The 16,667-nt window shown below is 30.6% G+C and carries 14 protein-coding genes; all 14 read left to right on the forward strand.

The genetic code is table 11. From position 1 onward, the window contains the following. Positions 1–5: 5 nt before the first annotated feature. Positions 6–770 (forward strand): type IVB secretion system protein IcmH/DotU, encoded by a 765-nt coding sequence (gene icmH / locus A3854_RS07985; RefSeq protein WP_084042027.1) that lies wholly within the window; start codon positions 6–8, stop codon positions 768–770. Next, positions 771–2,045 carry a type VI secretion system domain-containing protein gene (locus tag A3854_RS07990; RefSeq protein ID WP_084042028.1) on the forward strand — a complete coding sequence of 425 codons (1,275 nt, stop codon included), beginning with the start codon at positions 771–773 and terminating at the stop codon, positions 2,043–2,045. 78 nt (positions 2,046–2,123) lie between these two features. Beyond that, a complete protein-coding gene (gene tssB / locus A3854_RS07995; RefSeq protein ID WP_084042029.1) occupies positions 2,124–2,609 on the forward strand; it encodes a type VI secretion system contractile sheath small subunit in 486 nt (161 codons plus the stop codon). Between the two features lie 2 nt (positions 2,610–2,611). Then, positions 2,612–4,060, forward strand: a complete 1,449-nt coding sequence (tssC, locus tag A3854_RS08000) for a type VI secretion system contractile sheath large subunit (RefSeq protein ID WP_054195919.1) — start codon at positions 2,612–2,614, stop codon at positions 4,058–4,060. Between the two features lie 7 nt (positions 4,061–4,067). Further along, entirely contained in the window at positions 4,068–4,457 is a 390-nt protein-coding gene (locus tag A3854_RS08005; RefSeq protein WP_054195920.1) for a hypothetical protein, read from the forward strand. Next, a complete protein-coding gene (tssF, locus tag A3854_RS08010; protein WP_084042030.1) occupies positions 4,457–6,175 on the forward strand; it encodes a type VI secretion system baseplate subunit TssF in 1,719 nt (572 codons plus the stop codon). The genes A3854_RS08005 and tssF overlap by 1 nt, the downstream gene beginning before the upstream one ends. Beyond that, complete coding sequence (locus A3854_RS08015) at positions 6,172–7,068, forward strand: type VI secretion system baseplate subunit TssG (protein WP_084042031.1); 897 nt, start codon at positions 6,172–6,174, stop codon at positions 7,066–7,068. The genes tssF and A3854_RS08015 overlap by 4 nt, the downstream gene beginning before the upstream one ends. A 78-nt stretch (positions 7,069–7,146) precedes the next feature. Continuing rightward, positions 7,147–10,635 (forward strand): type VI secretion system membrane subunit TssM, encoded by a 3,489-nt coding sequence (gene tssM, locus A3854_RS08020; RefSeq protein WP_084042032.1) that lies wholly within the window; start codon positions 7,147–7,149, stop codon positions 10,633–10,635. Between the two features lie 9 nt (positions 10,636–10,644). After that, entirely contained in the window at positions 10,645–11,565 is a 921-nt protein-coding gene (locus A3854_RS08025) for a hypothetical protein (RefSeq protein ID WP_084042033.1), read from the forward strand. 65 nt (positions 11,566–11,630) lie between these two features. Then, complete coding sequence (locus A3854_RS08030) at positions 11,631–12,152, forward strand: Hcp family type VI secretion system effector (RefSeq protein WP_054195925.1); 522 nt, start codon at positions 11,631–11,633, stop codon at positions 12,150–12,152. 182 nt (positions 12,153–12,334) lie between these two features. After that, the gene (locus A3854_RS08035) at positions 12,335–12,826 is read left to right on the forward strand and encodes a hypothetical protein (protein WP_257639593.1); all 492 of its coding nucleotides are present in this window, start codon (positions 12,335–12,337) and stop codon (positions 12,824–12,826) included. Beyond that, on the forward strand, positions 12,823–13,362 hold the full coding sequence (locus tag A3854_RS08040; RefSeq protein ID WP_230853298.1) for a hypothetical protein: 540 nt from the start codon (positions 12,823–12,825) through the stop codon (positions 13,360–13,362). The genes A3854_RS08035 and A3854_RS08040 overlap by 4 nt, the downstream gene beginning before the upstream one ends. Further along, positions 13,362–16,220, forward strand: a complete 2,859-nt coding sequence (locus tag A3854_RS08045) for a type VI secretion system Vgr family protein (RefSeq protein WP_180378672.1) — start codon at positions 13,362–13,364, stop codon at positions 16,218–16,220. The genes A3854_RS08040 and A3854_RS08045 overlap by 1 nt, the downstream gene beginning before the upstream one ends. A gap of 234 nt (positions 16,221–16,454) precedes the next feature. Next, a partial coding sequence (locus A3854_RS08050) for a hypothetical protein (RefSeq protein WP_141081843.1) occupies positions 16,455–16,667 on the forward strand: 213 nt, incomplete at its 3' end.

Consider the following 16,667-nt stretch of genomic DNA (forward strand, 5'->3'; position numbering starts at 1 on the left):
TAAAAATGAACGAAAATCAAAATGAAACCTCAGTTTTAAGTCAAACAAATCTTTTAGGCCTTGGCACAAATCTTGCACTAGATCATGTGTTACCATTGCTTCTTTTGGCAAATAGGGTTTCAAAATTACAAAATTTTTCACAAAGTGAAATGGCAAATTTACGTGAAAAATTGATAAACGATATCTTAAGCACTACTTCAAAGATATCAAATCTAGGCATTTACGAGGAAGACGATATTATTAGACTTAGATATTGCCTTTGTGTCTTTATAGATGAGAGCTTGCTAAAAAATGAAATTTTTATGAACAGCTTTTGGGCCAATAATACCCTGACAACAAGATTTTTTAATGAAAATCTAGGCGGAAATAAATTCTTTGGCATTATGGATAAGTGGTTTGAAAATGTTGGCAAAAATAAAGATTTCTTAGAATTTATATATGCTTGTTTGGTGCTTGGCTATAAAGGAAAATATGAAACACAAGAAGATTGCAATGAAAAAATTTCTTATCTTTGTGAAAATATAGCTGCAGCCGTTTCTCCGCTCATAAAGGCCGATGAAAATGTATTTGAAAAGAGTTACTTAAAACAGACAAAGAAAAGTTTTCTTGAGGTATTTTCGTTAAAGCGTTTAAAATTTTATTTCATTTTGCTAGCTATTGCCATGATTGCAGCTGCATTTTTATATAGTATATATTCTATGGATCAAAACAATATCAGAAACGATAGCATCCTAAATAATAAGATAGAGAATTTTATGGATAATAAGTAAGTGCAAGATAATTTTTGTAATAAATTTAATGAAGATTTTTTAGAGAATGAGCTTTATATTAGTTTAACTGATGAAATGTCAAAGTATAAAACTTTGATGCATGATAGCATAAAGTGGGATCACGTATTTAGCTCATCTTTAAAAGCCTTAAGTGAGTTTAGTCTTGATGCCAAGCTTTTAAATTTTTTAGCGATTTCTGCTATAAATTTAAACGATAAAGAGGCTTTTAAGACGCTTATAAAAGCTTTTGCCTTTTTTCTATCTATTTTAAAAAAAGAGCCAAATTTACTTGCAAAAAATGAAAAACAACTACCTGCTAAAAAAAAGATAATAGCTCAAACAATAGAGCTTTTTACGCAAGCTAATGATAAAGCTTTGGATCAAGCTGACGCAAAAGCGTTTAATGACCTTGTGCCTGAGCTTTCGCAAGAGTTTGGCACACATTTTGATACGCTTTATATAGAAGAAAAAAAAGAAGAAATTTTAAAAGCTAAAGAGCCAAAAGTAATTACTAAAACTGAGCCAACTTACCATCAAAGCGTTTCATTTAGCGGCAATGACATTAGCACATTTAATGATAGAGAATTTAGAGAATATTTTATAAATTTATCACTAATACTTTTAAGGAGTGATATTAAAAATTTTACCGCTTATACTTTAATTTTTGAAGCAATGTGGGGCAGAATAAAGGTACTTCCATCAAGTAGCGATCAAATAACTCAGATACGTTATCCTGATGAAAATCTAATTATGCTTTTTAAAAAAAGTAAGGAACTAAATCTTGATGATTTAGAAAAATTTATAAGAAATTTAGCGCTTAATCCATTTTGGATAGAAGGCATTAAGATATTTTGCGAGTTTTTAAATAGTGCTGGACTTGCAAGGCAAAGTGATCTTGTTTGTGATATGGTTTTAAATTTTATTGATAAATTTCCAGATATAAAAAAGCTCAAATTTCAAAGCGGAGAAGCTTTCTTTAGTGAAGATATAAGTAAATTTTTTATTAAAAGCAACTCTTTGGAATTTACTTCCAGCAGTGATAGTAAAAAAGATATGAGTTTTGAAGATCTAATAAAAGAACTAGACAAAAGCAAGCATGCTTCAAGTGCTCAAAGCGAGCTTAATTTTATGCTTGAATTATCAAAAATTTTTACTGCACAAGGCATGAATAATAACGCAAAAGCTACCTATGCACAAATAGTTAATTTCATAGAAAATACCGAGCTTAAAGATTATTTATCAGACATATATATAAAGGCAAAAACATTTGTGTGATAAAATATGTTTTTTTAAATCACCTTTAATTTTATTTAAATATAATTCTTAAATCATTTATGAAAAAAGGATGTTACTATGGCAGATAATCTAATCCCACCAAAAGAACGCATAAATATAGTTTATAAAACTAAGACAAATGACCAAGAGGCTGATGTAGAGCTTCCATTAAAACTTATGGTAGTTGCAAATTTAACTGGTGAAAACAAAACTCCACTTGAAGATCGTGAAGTGATTTCTATCAATAAAATAAATTTTGATCAGGTTATGAAAAGCTTAGATATTCATACAAATTTCTCTGTAAAAAATAAGCTAAATTCTAATAATGAAGATTTAAATATTGACCTTGATTTTGAGAGCATCCATGATTTTAATCCAGACAATATTATAAATCAAATTCCTGAGCTAAAAAAACTTTTACAGCTTAGAAAAGCTTTAGTTGCACTAAAAGGTCCTATGGGCAATATGCCTGATTTTAGAAAAGCGGTTTTAGAAGCTATAAAAGATGAAGATAGTAGAAAACAACTTCTTTTAGAGATTAAAGACGAACAAGATAAGGAATAAAAATGTCTGAAACTAAAGTTAAAACTCCTATCATTGAAAGCATAATGCAAAGGAGTAAATATTCAAAAGATGATGAGAGCTATAGCGTTGTAAAGCAAGGAGTTGCTGAGTTTATTTCAAATATAATCACAACAAATAATGCTGAAGATAAAATAAACAAGCTCGCACTTGATGAGATGATAGCTCACATTGATACCCTTTTATCTGCTCAGATGGATGAAATTTTACACAATAAATCTTTTCAAGAGCTAGAATCAACTTGGCGTGGAATTAGGTTTTTGGTTGAGAGAACAAATTTTAATGAAAATGTAAAAATTGATCTTTTGGACGCTACAAAAGAAGAAATTTTAGATGATTTTGAAAACAACCTAGATATAACTCAAAGTACACTTTATAAACAAATTTATTCAGCTGAATATGGACAATTTGGTGGTGAGCCAGTTGGTGCGATAGTGGCTGACTATGAGCTAGATAAATCAAATCAAGATATGACTTTTTTAAATAAAATGTCATCAATTGCTGCAATGAGCCATTCACCACTTCTTACATCTCTTTCTGCTAAATTTTTCGGACTTGATAATTTTGGTGAGCTTGAAAATATAAAAGATCTAAAAAGTATGCTAGAAGGCCCACAATATACAAGATGGAGAACTTTTAGAGAAAATGAAGATGCAAAATATACAGGTTGTATGGTAAATAGATTTCTTACAAGATCTCCTTATGTGCCAGAGGATAATCCTATAAAGAGCTTTAATTATAGAGAAACTGTAAATAATCACGATGATATGCTTTGGGGCAATGGAGCTTATGCGTTTGCTACAAGGCTTACAGATAGTTTTGCTGATTATAGATGGTGCGGTAATATTATTGGGCCAAAAGGTGGCGGTGCTGTAAAAGATCTTCCAACTTATACTTATGAAAATTATGGAAGCGTTCAAACAAAAATTCCAACCGAAGTTTTGATCACAGATAGAAGAGAATTTGAACTTTCAGAAAATGGATTTATCGCTCTTACTTTAAGAAGAGATAGCAATAACGCTGCATTTTTCTCAGCAAACTCTGCACTAAAGCCTAAAATTTTCCCAAACACTCCAGAAGGTAAAGCTGCTGAGACAAATTTCAGGCTCGGAACCCAACTGCCTTATGTGTTCTTGATCTCTCGTTTGGCTCATTATCTAAAAGTGCTTCAAAGAGAAGAGATAGGTACATGGAAAGAGCGTAGCGATGTTGAGCGCGGCTTAAATGAATGGCTAAGACAATACATCTCAGATCAGGAAAATCCACCAGCAGATGTTAGAAGTAGAAGACCATTTAGGAGCGCAAAAGTAATCGTCAGTGATATAGCTGGCGAGCCTGGTTGGTATAAAATAGAGCTTTTGGCTAGACCTCACTTTAAATTTATGGGAGCAAATTTCGAGCTTTCTTTGGTCGGAAAACTAGACAAAGAGTAAGCTTGCTATGTCGCTGATAGATAAAATTTTATATGAATTTAGTGATGAATCAAAACTACGTCCATATTTTAAAGATCTAGACAGCGACATAAAAGATCACATTGATACTATCTTAAACTCTAGACTTGGTAACTACGGCCGATTAAATGATAGCATTATTGATCTTTGGTCGATGGGTGTTGAGATAAACGAGCTTGGTCATAAACTTGGCATGGCAATATATGAATTAATCAGCTCAAATGAGAATAGAATAGAAGTAACATCTATCGGATACGATGACTCACTAAAGCCTTGGCGTATTATCTTTAATATAAACTACAAGCATAAAAACGATAATTTCAAAGAGTATTTGCTAAAAGTTATTTTTAAAAACAATAGATATTGTGAGATTTTATAATGGATTATAATGAAAATAATCTAGCTTATTTTCAAAAAGAGATGGCATATCTTGATGAAACAAGAGCCCTTTTTATTAAAAATTTTCCAAAAGTAGCACCCTTTTTAGATACTAAAAGCAAAGATCCTGATGTTGAGAGCATAATAGAAAATATGGCTATTTTAACATCTAGGATTAGGCAAGAACTAGATGAAAATATCCCACTAATCGCTGAGTCTTTGGTAAATATCTTAATGCCAAGCTATACAAATCCTTTTCCATCAGTTTGTATGCAAGAATTTACCTTAAGAGATGACTTCTCGGGGGTGAGAGAATTTATACCAAAAGGGAGTATAGTTGAGTCAAAGCAGATCAATGGCATAACGTGCAAATTTCAAACGATCTTTGACATAAATTTGCTTCCATTAAAGATAACAAAAGCTTTTATGTCAAACAATAAGAGCGATTATCTTCTAAATTTAAATATAAGCGTTACAAAGGACGAGCTTAGCACTAAAGAATTTGATATAGATTTTTTAAATTTATATCTTGGAGATAATGTTTACTTCTCTTCTACGCTCTTAATGTGGCTAAAAAATTACTTGAAATTTATTACAATAAGTTTTGAAGATAGCGATCAAGAGATAAAGTTAAGCCCTGATAAACTTAGTTTAGATGAGTTTGACGAGCGTTTGATAAAGAGTGATGAGTTTGGATTTGAAGCATTTGAGCTTTTAAAAGAGCTATCATTTTTTCCTTCAAAGTTAAATTTTGTACGATTAAACGGTCTTAGTTTTCTTAAAAATTTTTCTACAAAAAGCTTTAATGTTAAATTCATATTTTCAAAAGATATGCCAAGTGGATATGTGCCAAGGCTAGAATATTTTTCTCTTTTTGTTACGCCTGCAATAAATTTATTTGCAATGAGTGCCGAGCCTATTTTGAATAACAATAGACGAAGCGAATATAGAATTTTTCTAGATCGCTCAAATATCGATGCTTACGAAATCGTTTCAATCAATAAGGTGGTCGCTCATAGTAGTAATAATGAAAAAAGGATATTAAAAAACTATAAAAGTTTTGAGAGATTTGAATTTTTAAATGATGAGCGAGCAAAAGATTATTATTTTGTCAGCAATAAAACAGATATAAAACTAAACTCTTATAAAGAAATTTCCTTTTTTAAAAGCGACACTAAAGATCAAACCATTAGCATAGATACACTTTGTTGCAATGGTGATTTGCCTTGTAAATTAAGACTTGGCGAGATAGATAGAGTTTTGTCCCATCAAGGCGTAACAACTAAAAATTTAACCATTCCAACTAGTGTAAAGCGAGTAAAAATAGATGGAAATCTTCTTTGGAAACTGGTTAGTATCTTATCTTTTAGCTATCAAAGTATACTAGAGAAGGGCTCTTTTTTAGCACTTCTTAATACCTTTAGCACACCAGATGATGAGTTTTTTAAAAAATTTGCAAACTCGCTTTATGATATAAAAACGAAGCAAATTTATAGAGTTGACCAAGGCTTTGCAAAAAGAGGGTTACTATGCATATTCTATATAGATGAAAGCGAATTTGAGAGTATTGGAAATGTATATACTTTAGGTATAAATTTGGCTAAATTTTTATCAAAATTTGCCTCAATCAATTCATTTTGCGAGCTTAAAATAAAGTGTATAAAGAGTAAAATTTTGCTTAATTATGACTTTTTAGGTGGTACAAAAAAATTAATATGAACAAAGAACTAAATCAAGCTTCTTTTTTTAAGTTAGTAAAAAACTGCCTAAAGCACCACGATAGAAGAGATATTTTTTTAAAAAATAGCCCAAGTTTTGCTTATCCGATTAATGAGCTTGAGAGCTTAAATAAAGAGGATGCAATAAAAATTGTCGTAAATTTTATGGGTCTTTTGGGAAGTGGCTCGCATCTTACAAGCTATATTTTGGAGAAGATTTCAAAGAGTAGCGATAATAATTTTGAGAAATTTTTTGACTTTTTTGACAATTACTTGCTTTGGCTTTTCTTTGATAGCATTAGTCTAAAAAATTATGCAAGATCCTTTGAAAAAGAGCTTGATGATAAAATTTCAAAGATTTTATTAGATATATTAAACATAAGCAATAAAAAATTAGCAAAAAAATTTTTACCATTTTCTCCGCTTATTATTAGTCAAAGAAGACCTAAAAAAGAGATCGAATTTGCCTTGCAGCGGCATTTTAATTTAAAAAATAAACTATTTTTGCTAGAAAATCTACCAAATCAAATTTTTATATCTCCTTCAAATTTAAATTCACTTGGTATTAAAAATAGGACTTTGGGCAGAAATTTTATACTTGGCAAAAAGCTTTTTGAGAAACAAACTAAGATAGCAGTTTATATAAATGGTATAGATTATGAAGAAGCTATTGATTTTTTCCCAAAAAGAAGAAAATTTAAAGAGCTTCAAGATACTCTTATCTTTTTTACAAACAATGAATTTGTCGCCGATTTATACATAAAAATAAACTATTCTCCAAAGATGCAATTAAAGCTTGGGATGGATGAAGGTTATAGTAAAATAGGCCTTGGTGCAAGGCTTAAAAGTAATAAAAATATGTCAAATTTTATAAAATTTAGGCTTTGCTCTTAAATTTTTAGATATAAAATCTAAAATATTTGTTATTATTACATTAAAGAAATATATTTATTTGTAAAAGGATGTGCATCAATGGCATTTATCGATTACCTAAGAAGATTTTTTGTCTTTTTTAGATTTAAACACAGTACCATTTTGGTAGCTTCTATTGCATTAAGCATCTTATTTTGGCTTTACGCTCCACTTATAGCTTTTAACGATGTATATAGCTTTGCTAGTATAAGTTCAAGAGTCACTATATTAATTGCATTTTGGGCAGTTATTTTATTTTTTGTTTTAATCAAGCCATTAATGCACTATTTAGCATCTCAAAAAGATGAAAAAAATAATAAGCTAAAAGAGATAAAAAAAGAGTCTATGGATAGCTTTGGTAAGGCAAAAAGAAATTTTATGCTTTCTTTGAAAGATGCCAAAACAACATGGAAAAAAGATATAAATTTTAAAAAATTACCTTTAATAATGATAATGGGTAACGAAGGTGCTGGAAAGAGTGCGTTTATAAACTATTCAAATATCGAATTTCCACTATCTGATAGTTTAGATACTTATAAAAAAATACACAAAAGTACAACAAACTTTAATCTTTATATTTCAAAATTTGGCGCACTTTTAGATACTGAGGGTATACATTTTGCACAAGAGAGCTTGTACCAGCCAACAGCTACTGAAGAGCTTCCTGAAGATGATGTGGATAAAAATAGGGATTACTTGCTTAAAAAAAGTATCTGGAGTGAATTTTTACACTTTTTAAAACGAAATGATTTTAACGCTAGATTAAGTGGTGCTGTTTTAATCATAGATACTAAAAAATTTCTCGAGGGCACTCAAGAATATTTTGATGAATTAATTAGATATATGGTAAAAAGGGTTAATGACTGCGAGAAGCATCTAAATATTAAATTCCCTATTTATATTGTTTTTAGCAAACTTGACTTAATAGATGGTATGGGAGATTATTTCAGGCTTTTCAATGAAGATGTGGCAAATAAGGCTCTAGGAATAAACTTAGATCCAAATTTCTCAAAACAATCACTAGAAACTGAACTAAAAGGCCTAAGTGAGTCACTATTTAAACATCTCATGAGTAAGAACTCTATTTCACACCTATTGGAGGATAAAAAACGTTCATATCTATTTTTAAAACAACTTGATAATTTTTTTGCTTTAGTGAAAGATTTTGTAACAAAGCTAAGCTCTCAAAATGCACTTAAAAATAGCTCAACCATAAATGGAATTTATTTCGTCAGTGCTTACCAAGAAAATATACCTATAAACTACCTTACAAATACTATTTGCGATAGATATAACATTAAAAAACCACTTTTAAGAGCAGTAAATAACTATAGTAAACAAAGCTATTTTGTAAAATCATTTTTAAAAGAGATAGCTTTTAAAGCTAACTTAAATAAATTTGGTGCTCAAAATAGATTTACAAAATTTGCAAATTTTATTTTAGTAGCCATACTTTGTGCTGGAGTATATTTGGGTTCTAGTTTTATTCTAGATACCAAAAATATAAAAGAGCAAAATGCTATAAATAATGCAAATAAAATTTCTTCATACCTTGATGGTAAAAAATATAAGGATCTCTCTCCAACACAAAAGATTGAGCTTCTAAATTTACTAAAACAAAGTCTAAATGACTATCCAAGAATCTTTAGCGGTGATACTAAATTTGAGTATATAACACTAGATACTTCGTATAAAGGCTTCACTCCAGTTAAAGCACTTTACTATGATTTGAATGCTGATTTTTTCAAAAATACAGTTTTAACTGAAATGGAAAATATACTAAAAAATGAAATTGATCCAGATAAGCTAATAAAAGCATTTTATATGTATGATTCGCTCTTTGACAAAGACTACACAAATGTGGATTTATTTAAAATTTGGATTAGTACAAACTGGGATAAATTTGAAAAATATGGCGTTGCAAAAGATGAATTTTTAGCTCATATTGAGGCTATTTTAAAGGCAGAAAATTTAAACATAACTGCAGATACAGTTGCTCAAAGTATAGCAAATACGAGGCTATCACCTGTTCAAAGAGCACAAAGGCTCTATTATATACTTGAGTTCATATCATTTAAGGACGATAAATCTTTTTACGATATTAAAAAAGATGTTGAAAATTTATACACAGTAGTCCAAGAAAAAGAAGCATTTAAGCCATTTAATAAAATTTATACAAAAGAAAATTTAAGAGATTTCTTGTCAAAGCTTAGCTCAAACATAGATCAAACAGCTGGAATAGAATCTTGGCTAATGGAGACAAATTCTTCTTTAAAAGATATTAGCTCAAATGATAAGAAAGAGTTAAGCATTGCTGTAATAGAGCTTTATTTGCAAAACTATGCTGATAAGTGGAGCCAAATTTTAAGAGAAATAGAGCCAAATGAATTTAGCACAAAAAAAGAGGTCATAGAAGAGCTCGACATCTTGTCAAAGAGAGAAAATCCTTTAAATTCTTTAATAAAATTAACTAATCAAAATACAAATTTAAATGATGAGAATTTACTAAAATATATCTACTCTCTAGGATTTGCTTCAAGTGAGATAAAGCGTGTTTTCAGTGATTTTAGTGCTAAATTTACTAACTATCATGCGTTAAATTCTAATGACTTGCTAGATATTATAAGTAACGATGTAACAAGCGTTTATAAAAAAGTTAGTGACTATAACTTCGAAATGCTTCAAAGTAACGATGATAAAATAGTTTATGCAATAAATGGTATAAAAAATGAAAATGACCCATTCGTTGTCTTAAATAATGATGCTAAGAAGCTTCCGGATGAGTTAAATGAATATTATCAAAAGTTATCGACGCTTGCATGGAAACAAGTAGAAAATGGCGCTTCAGCACTTTTATCAACAGCATATAGAGATGATGTTTTTGATGATTTTGAAAGCCTTATCAAGCCATTTTATCCATTTAATGAACAATCTCCAAAGGCTGTTAGCATAGAAGAATTTAAAAGATTCTTTGGCAAAAACGGAACTTGGAATAGCTTTTATGATAGATATCTAAAACAAATCTTAAGCAAAACTGCCGATGGTTATAAAATAAGACCAAAATATGCAAAAGAGCTAAGATTTAGCAGAGATTTCCTTAAAAATATTGCCTATATAGACAGAATTTCAAATTTAATGCTTGATTCAAATGATGAGCTAAAATTAAATTATAATTTAAAAGCTGTCGACTTATCGGCAAATTTTAGCCATATAAATATTAGTTATTCTAATAACTCTTTGACTTATGATCATACAATTGCCTCAAATTTGATAGTCTCAAGTAAAAATTTTGATATATCAACACAGTTTAAATTCAATGCAGTTTCAAGCACTGGAAGTGAGAGAAAAGAGCTAAGTTTTGATGGAGAATGGGGCTGGTATAAGATATTGAAAGCTTCAAATTTTAGTAGTGTTGGTGTTAGTACGCTTAATTTTGATGGTAGAAGAGATTCGTATTTTGGCTTTGAAGTAACACCAAATGGAGGAGAGCTTTTAGAGCTTATGGATATCATACCAACGATAAATTTACCAAAGAAGATGCTTTATTAAGGATAAAATATGCAACAAATAGCAGCAGTTATACAAAATTACGATAAAGCGTCAAGCTTTTCAGCTCAATTTATCATTTTTGATGAAAATGGCGGTGATATAGGCTCACTAAATACTACAAAATTTTCTTGTAATGATATGAGTGATTCAATCGCACCAAAACACGCTCATGTTGGATTTGAAGAGGGAGTTTTCACAATTTGTGGCTATAAAGATTGTGAAATTTTTTATAGTGATTCATATTCAAAGCTTCCAGATGACTATGAGAGCGTCATAAATTTGGGCGATGTCTTTAGGATAGGGGAGTTAAAATTTATATTTATAGACCCTTCTAGGATTGATGAATATATAGGAAAAGCCCATAAGATAATAGAAAATACGAAAAATTTTGACAAGCTTGATGATAAACGTTTTGAACCAGTTGGTAAAATTTCAAATGTTGATTTTAAAGAAGAGCCAAAGATAAACTCATTAATAAATGATAAAAAAGATATCACTTTAAATGAAAATGCGCACGATGCAGTTTTAAATTTAAATGAGATAGCTCAAAATTTTGATGAAGAAGAAAATGCAAATAATCAAAATATGCTAACTGCAAAAAGCATGGATGAGCTTTTGACAAAGATAGTTGAGAGTATAAAATTGCAACCAAATATGAGCCCTATAAGTGAGCAGACTAGGACTTTAAATACAAAAGATATGGAAACAATCATGAAAACTCTTCCTCTTAGTGACTCAACAGAATTAATAAATGCGGTTTTGGTTAAGCTTATCTGCAAAGAGCTATATAGCCAAATGTATGATATAGTCGAGAATAACTCATTTTTTAAATATCTTTCAGGAGCCGTACTAAAAAGCACTAAGGAAGATAAGGAAGCGTTTAATTATCTATTACATAAAGCTCTTCAAAGCTATATGTTAAAAAAGTAATGTTTTTAATAAAACAGAAAGTAAATAAAAGATAGAATAATCCAAACTTTTTAATAGGAGTAAATATGTCACAACCAGTGTATATTAAAGTGAAAGGTTCTACACAAGGACTTATTTCAAGTGGTGCTTCAACAGAAGCTAGTATAGGCAATCGCTATCAGTCAGGTCACGAAGATGAGATCATGGCTCAAGAGGTTTCTCATATAGTAACAGTTCCAACTGATCCACAAAGTGGCCAACCATCAGGTCAAAGAGTTCATAAGCCATTTAGCTTTACTACATCACTAAATAAAGCTGTTCCACTTCTTTACAATGCTTTAACACAAGGTGAAAGACTTCCAGAGGTTGAGATCTATTGGTATAGAACATCAACTAGTGGTGGTGCAGAGCATTTCTTCACTACAAAACTAGAAGATGCAACTATAACAGATATTACTCTAGTAAGTCCAAATGCTCAAGACAAGCTAAACAGCGACAAAACAGAGCTTTTCAAAGTTTCAATGAACTATAGAAAGATAGTTTGGGAACACGTAGCTGCAGGCACAAGCGGAAGCGACGATTGGAGAGAAGCTACTAAAAAAGCTTAAAACCAACCTAGGGTTTACCCCTAGGATTAATAAAATCATCTTCTAGCTAGAAGGACACAGATGAGCCCTTTTTATCTTTATCTTTTAAATTAATATGATATGTGAAATGCGATATGAAACACCTAGCTATAATCATATTTCTCATAACATCTTTATATTCACACGAAGCAAATTGTACGGATATGTTCGCTGCTATATTTGATAAAAATGTAAGTGATGAAAATACCACTAAAATCATAGATTACTATATAGATGAGCTTGGGTGTGATGCTAATATGACTATAAGAATTCCTGATCTTTCAATAAGACCAAATCTATTAGAATATGCTTATGATGCAAATAAAACAAAAACTTTTGATACTCTTTTGGAAAAAGGCACATACGCCAATACTAGCTTGGCAACATCCATAGGAATGAGCTTTTTATTTTTCTTTAGGGAAAATGGTGTTGGTATAAACAATAAAAAAGCAAGCCCTGAGCTATTAGAATTTATAAAAACTCAGAAATATAAAAAATTTAAAGAAGAGAAATTTAAATTAATTAAAAAACTATTAGATTATGGACAGGACCCGAAAGATTATTCTACTTTAAAATCTATTTTAAAAATTTTAAATGATAAAAAGGATTTAGATAATTTATTAAAGAATAGAACTCAAAAGGGATTAGCGCAATGAAGCAATTGGCAATAATCATATTTCTCATAACATCTTTATATTCACACGAAGCAAATTGTTTAAATATGTTTGCTGTGATCTTTGATAAAAATACGACCGATGAAAATACTGCTAAATGTATAGAATATTACATAGATGAGCTTGGGTGTGATGCTAATATAGTCCCAAGTTTCGCTAATGATGGCTCCAATTTACTAGATGCTGCTTATGAAAATAATAAGACTAAAACATTTGACTTACTTTTGAATAAAGATATTACGCCAGATAAATGGCTAACTGCAATTATAGCAACAGAATTCCTAGCCTTTTTTAGAGAAAATAGTGATGGCATAAAAGACAAAAAAGCAAGCCCTGAGCTATTAGAATTTATAAAAACACCGAAATATAAAGAATTTAAAGAAGAGAAATTTAAATTAATCAAAAAACTATTAGATCATGGACAAGATCCTTATCATTATGGTTATTTGAGAGTTATATTAAAGATAGTAGGAGATGAAAAAGATTTAGATAAGCTTTTGGAAAGTGAGAAAAGATGATGGATTTTTTTAACACTAGCAAAAAGAAACTTGATATAAAACATGATAATACAGAACTAAAAAATTTTAATGAAGAAAATAATAAATTTACTAACTCACAAAATGCTATTGATACCTTTACTTATCCTTTCTCAAAAATACCAATTATTGGAGAGATTTTTAAAGGAAATGCAGATGCCGCCAAAAATTATATAGATAAAGATGCCAATCTTAAAGAAAAAATAAATAAAGAAGCTGAACGTGGTGGAATAGAAGAAGAAGTTAATAGATTTTATAATATCAAAGAACCAGAGAAAAAATACTTTAAAAAACTTAGAGAAGAAGAAAACGAAAAAAGATTGAAAGAGCAACAAATGGACAAAAATTTAACATCACCAACATCATCACTGACTAAGCCTGTCATGCTAGCATCCGGTAACTCAGTGGCAACTGACGGCTTTGTGGACTACGGCGTATCTAACGATACCTTCTCGACTCTTCAGATAGCAAACGAGTCAAATGATAAATTTATCGTTACACGTGCAGATATTTATGAAAATTTAGAAAGTATATTTAGCATAGAGTGCTTTGCTTATATAAATTTGGTGAAAAACCCGCTTTATGAAAATTTAGACACCATCTACAATAACGATAAAAGTTACTCAAGCATATATAAATATCTTGATAAAAGTATAAAACTAAGCATAAAAAGGCCGTCTTCAACAAATAAAAATATCGTTCCAGATGGTAGCTCAAACGATATGCACTTTAGTGGAATAGTAAGCGATGTAGAGTATCTTGGCGTAGACGATGAGACTAGTACAAATATAGATAAAAAATACTTCTTTAAATTCAAGCTAACTTCGCCACTATATAGACTAAGCATAAATAGAGCAAACAGAATTTATACAGACCAGAGCATTTTAGAAGTAGTAAAGGATATTTTGGCTTTTAATAAACAAAGACTAACCAAAGAGCTGGACTTCTCAAATATCAAAAATAACTACAACAAGAGAGAATTTATAGCCCAGTACAATGAGAGTGACCTAGCTTTCATAACAAGGCTTTGCCATGATAGCGGTATATATTTTTATGAAGACAATGAAAAAATTTACTTTCATGATACATTTATATTAGCTTATAGCAATCAAAATGAAAATTTTACTTCAAGTGATACAAGTAGTGACAAGGAAGCTAGAAAAGTAAGCTTTAATGTAAATTTGAATAATAATCTAGCAACCGAGCATATAAATAAAATAACAAAGAGCGAGACGCTAAAGGCAAATAGCTTTACGCACTCTTTTCAAAATACAGCTTATCCAAATGTGCTAGAGAGTAAAAATGAAAAGATATTTGACGAACAGGTAAATATCTATGACAAGCATATAAATTTAGATGAGTATTCATTTAGTGACACTAGCTTGCTTGAAGTTAGCACCTACCTTAAAAAACTAAGAAGCGATATGCTTTTAAAAGAATTTACCGCTAGCTCAAATGTATTTGCACTAAATTTAAATGACAATATCTCGGTAGCCATTGACGCTAGCAAGGGCGAATATGAGTTTAAAATAATAGCTTTAAAGCATACTTATATTGATGAGAGCGTTTTAGAAAATACCTTAAATTTAGGCGATAATGTCCCGTTTAAAGATAAAAAATTTATAAGCTCATACACAAATGAGATAAGCATCATCCCAAGTAGTGTGAAATTTGTCCCAAGCTACAAGCAAAAGCCAAAAGCACCAGACATCACGTTAGGTCTTGTAGTCGGTCAAGATGGGCTAAACAGCCAAAATAACACGATCCATACTGATAGCTATGGTAGGGTAAAGGTGAGGTTAAATGCTTTTAGTACGCAAGAGATAATCGATAAAGACGATGCCATCAACGCAAGCTATCATAAGAGTGCTTATCTAAGAGTGATAACGCCTATTGCTAGCAATAGCTCAGGATTTTTTGCTATACCAAGGATCGGCGATGAGGTTATCATCTCTTTTTTACAAAATGACGTAGACAACCCAGTAGTAAGCGGTAGCCTATATAATGCTTCAAATACGCCACTTGTAAATGTAGATAGTAACTATCACCAAACATCTCTTAGCTCAAAGACAATCGGTGCAAATGAGACTGGTATAAACGAGATAACTTTATCAAATTTAAAAAATAAAGAGCAAATTTATGTAAAAGCAGAAAAGGATTATGACGAGCTTGTAAATAATGACTTCTCTCAAACAATACTAAATGACAAAAGCTCACAAGTGCATGGGAGCTACACTGAGCGTGTTAAAAAAGCCCACATCCAGACGATAGATTTGGCAAAAAATGTAAATGTGGGAGCCGAATATCTAACAACAGTTGGACTTTCAAAAGATACAGTAGTTGGTGTCTCAAATACGCTAAATGTAGCTGTTGACAACAATACAAGAGTAGGTCAAGATAGTCATGAATTTGTAGGACATGATAAATTTATAGAAGTAAAATCAAATCTTAATACGACCATACATAACGATGAGATGAGAGAGGTAAAGGGTACAAAAGAGCAAAATATAGATGGTGGCTATAAGCTAAATTCACAAAAAGGCATAAATGAATTTAGTAACGAGCATATTGTGCTTCAGGCAAATAGCTACATTGATATAAATGCTAAGTCAAATTTCACAACAAAAACAGCTGCCCAGCACACTGAGATTGCTGATTCAAAATTTAGCAATATAGAGACGACTTATGAGGTAAATGCCAAAGATAAGATAATCCATCAAGTAGGTAGCACAAAAGTAACGATAGAAGGATCAAGCGTCGTGATAGAAGTAGCTGGCGTAAAGGCAATATTTGATAGTAGAGGGTTAAGAGTTATCGGTGGAGATATAAAGGCTTTATAAGATTATGTTTAAAGACTTGCTTTGTTGGCAAGTCTTTAAATTTTTTAAATAAAATCAATTTCTACTAAAACTAATGCTAAGAATTTTACAAGCAAATGTAATTTTTAGGGCTACAATAAAAGATCGTCACACAAAAATTTTTCAACACTGTACCCCAGTACAATAGACAAGCCCTTCTAAAATTTATATAATTCATTCAAAATTTAAAATACTATAAACAATAAGGAGAATATGATGGCTAAAGAAGCCGGAGTAGTTAAAAGCGTAAACGGAGGAATAGCAAGAGCACTTAATGACTTAACAGGAGAGGTAAGACAATTAAGTGTAGGAGATATTGTATACCAAGGTGAAAAGATAGTTACAGAGGGTTCTGACTCTAAAGTAACAATAACTCAAACTGATGGTAAAGATATAACCTTAATAGGTAAAGACACTCTAACTCTAGAC

Origin of the sequence: Campylobacter concisus, from assembly GCF_002092845.1 — a bacterium.
In the GTDB taxonomy this organism is placed as follows: domain Bacteria; phylum Campylobacterota; class Campylobacteria; order Campylobacterales; family Campylobacteraceae; genus Campylobacter_A; species Campylobacter_A concisus_AQ.

Coding starts and splice junctions, on each gene's coding strand:
- A3854_RS08025 (WP_084042033.1), top strand. CDS start 10,645: ATGCAACAAATAGCAGCAGTTATACAAAATTACGATAAAGCGTCAAGC.
- A3854_RS08040 (WP_230853298.1), top strand. CDS start 12,823: ATGAAGCAATTGGCAATAATCATATTTCTCATAACATCTTTATATTCA.
- A3854_RS08035 (WP_257639593.1), top strand. CDS start 12,335: ATGTTCGCTGCTATATTTGATAAAAATGTAAGTGATGAAAATACCACT.
- icmH (WP_084042027.1), top strand. CDS start 6: ATGAACGAAAATCAAAATGAAACCTCAGTTTTAAGTCAAACAAATCTT.
- A3854_RS08015 (WP_084042031.1), top strand. CDS start 6,172: ATGAACAAAGAACTAAATCAAGCTTCTTTTTTTAAGTTAGTAAAAAAC.
- A3854_RS08045 (WP_180378672.1), top strand. CDS start 13,362: ATGGATTTTTTTAACACTAGCAAAAAGAAACTTGATATAAAACATGAT.
- tssC (WP_054195919.1), top strand. CDS start 2,612: ATGTCTGAAACTAAAGTTAAAACTCCTATCATTGAAAGCATAATGCAA.
- tssF (WP_084042030.1), top strand. CDS start 4,457: ATGGATTATAATGAAAATAATCTAGCTTATTTTCAAAAAGAGATGGCA.
- A3854_RS08030 (WP_054195925.1), top strand. CDS start 11,631: ATGTCACAACCAGTGTATATTAAAGTGAAAGGTTCTACACAAGGACTT.
- A3854_RS08005 (WP_054195920.1), top strand. CDS start 4,068: ATGTCGCTGATAGATAAAATTTTATATGAATTTAGTGATGAATCAAAA.
- tssB (WP_084042029.1), top strand. CDS start 2,124: ATGGCAGATAATCTAATCCCACCAAAAGAACGCATAAATATAGTTTAT.
- tssM (WP_084042032.1), top strand. CDS start 7,147: ATGGCATTTATCGATTACCTAAGAAGATTTTTTGTCTTTTTTAGATTT.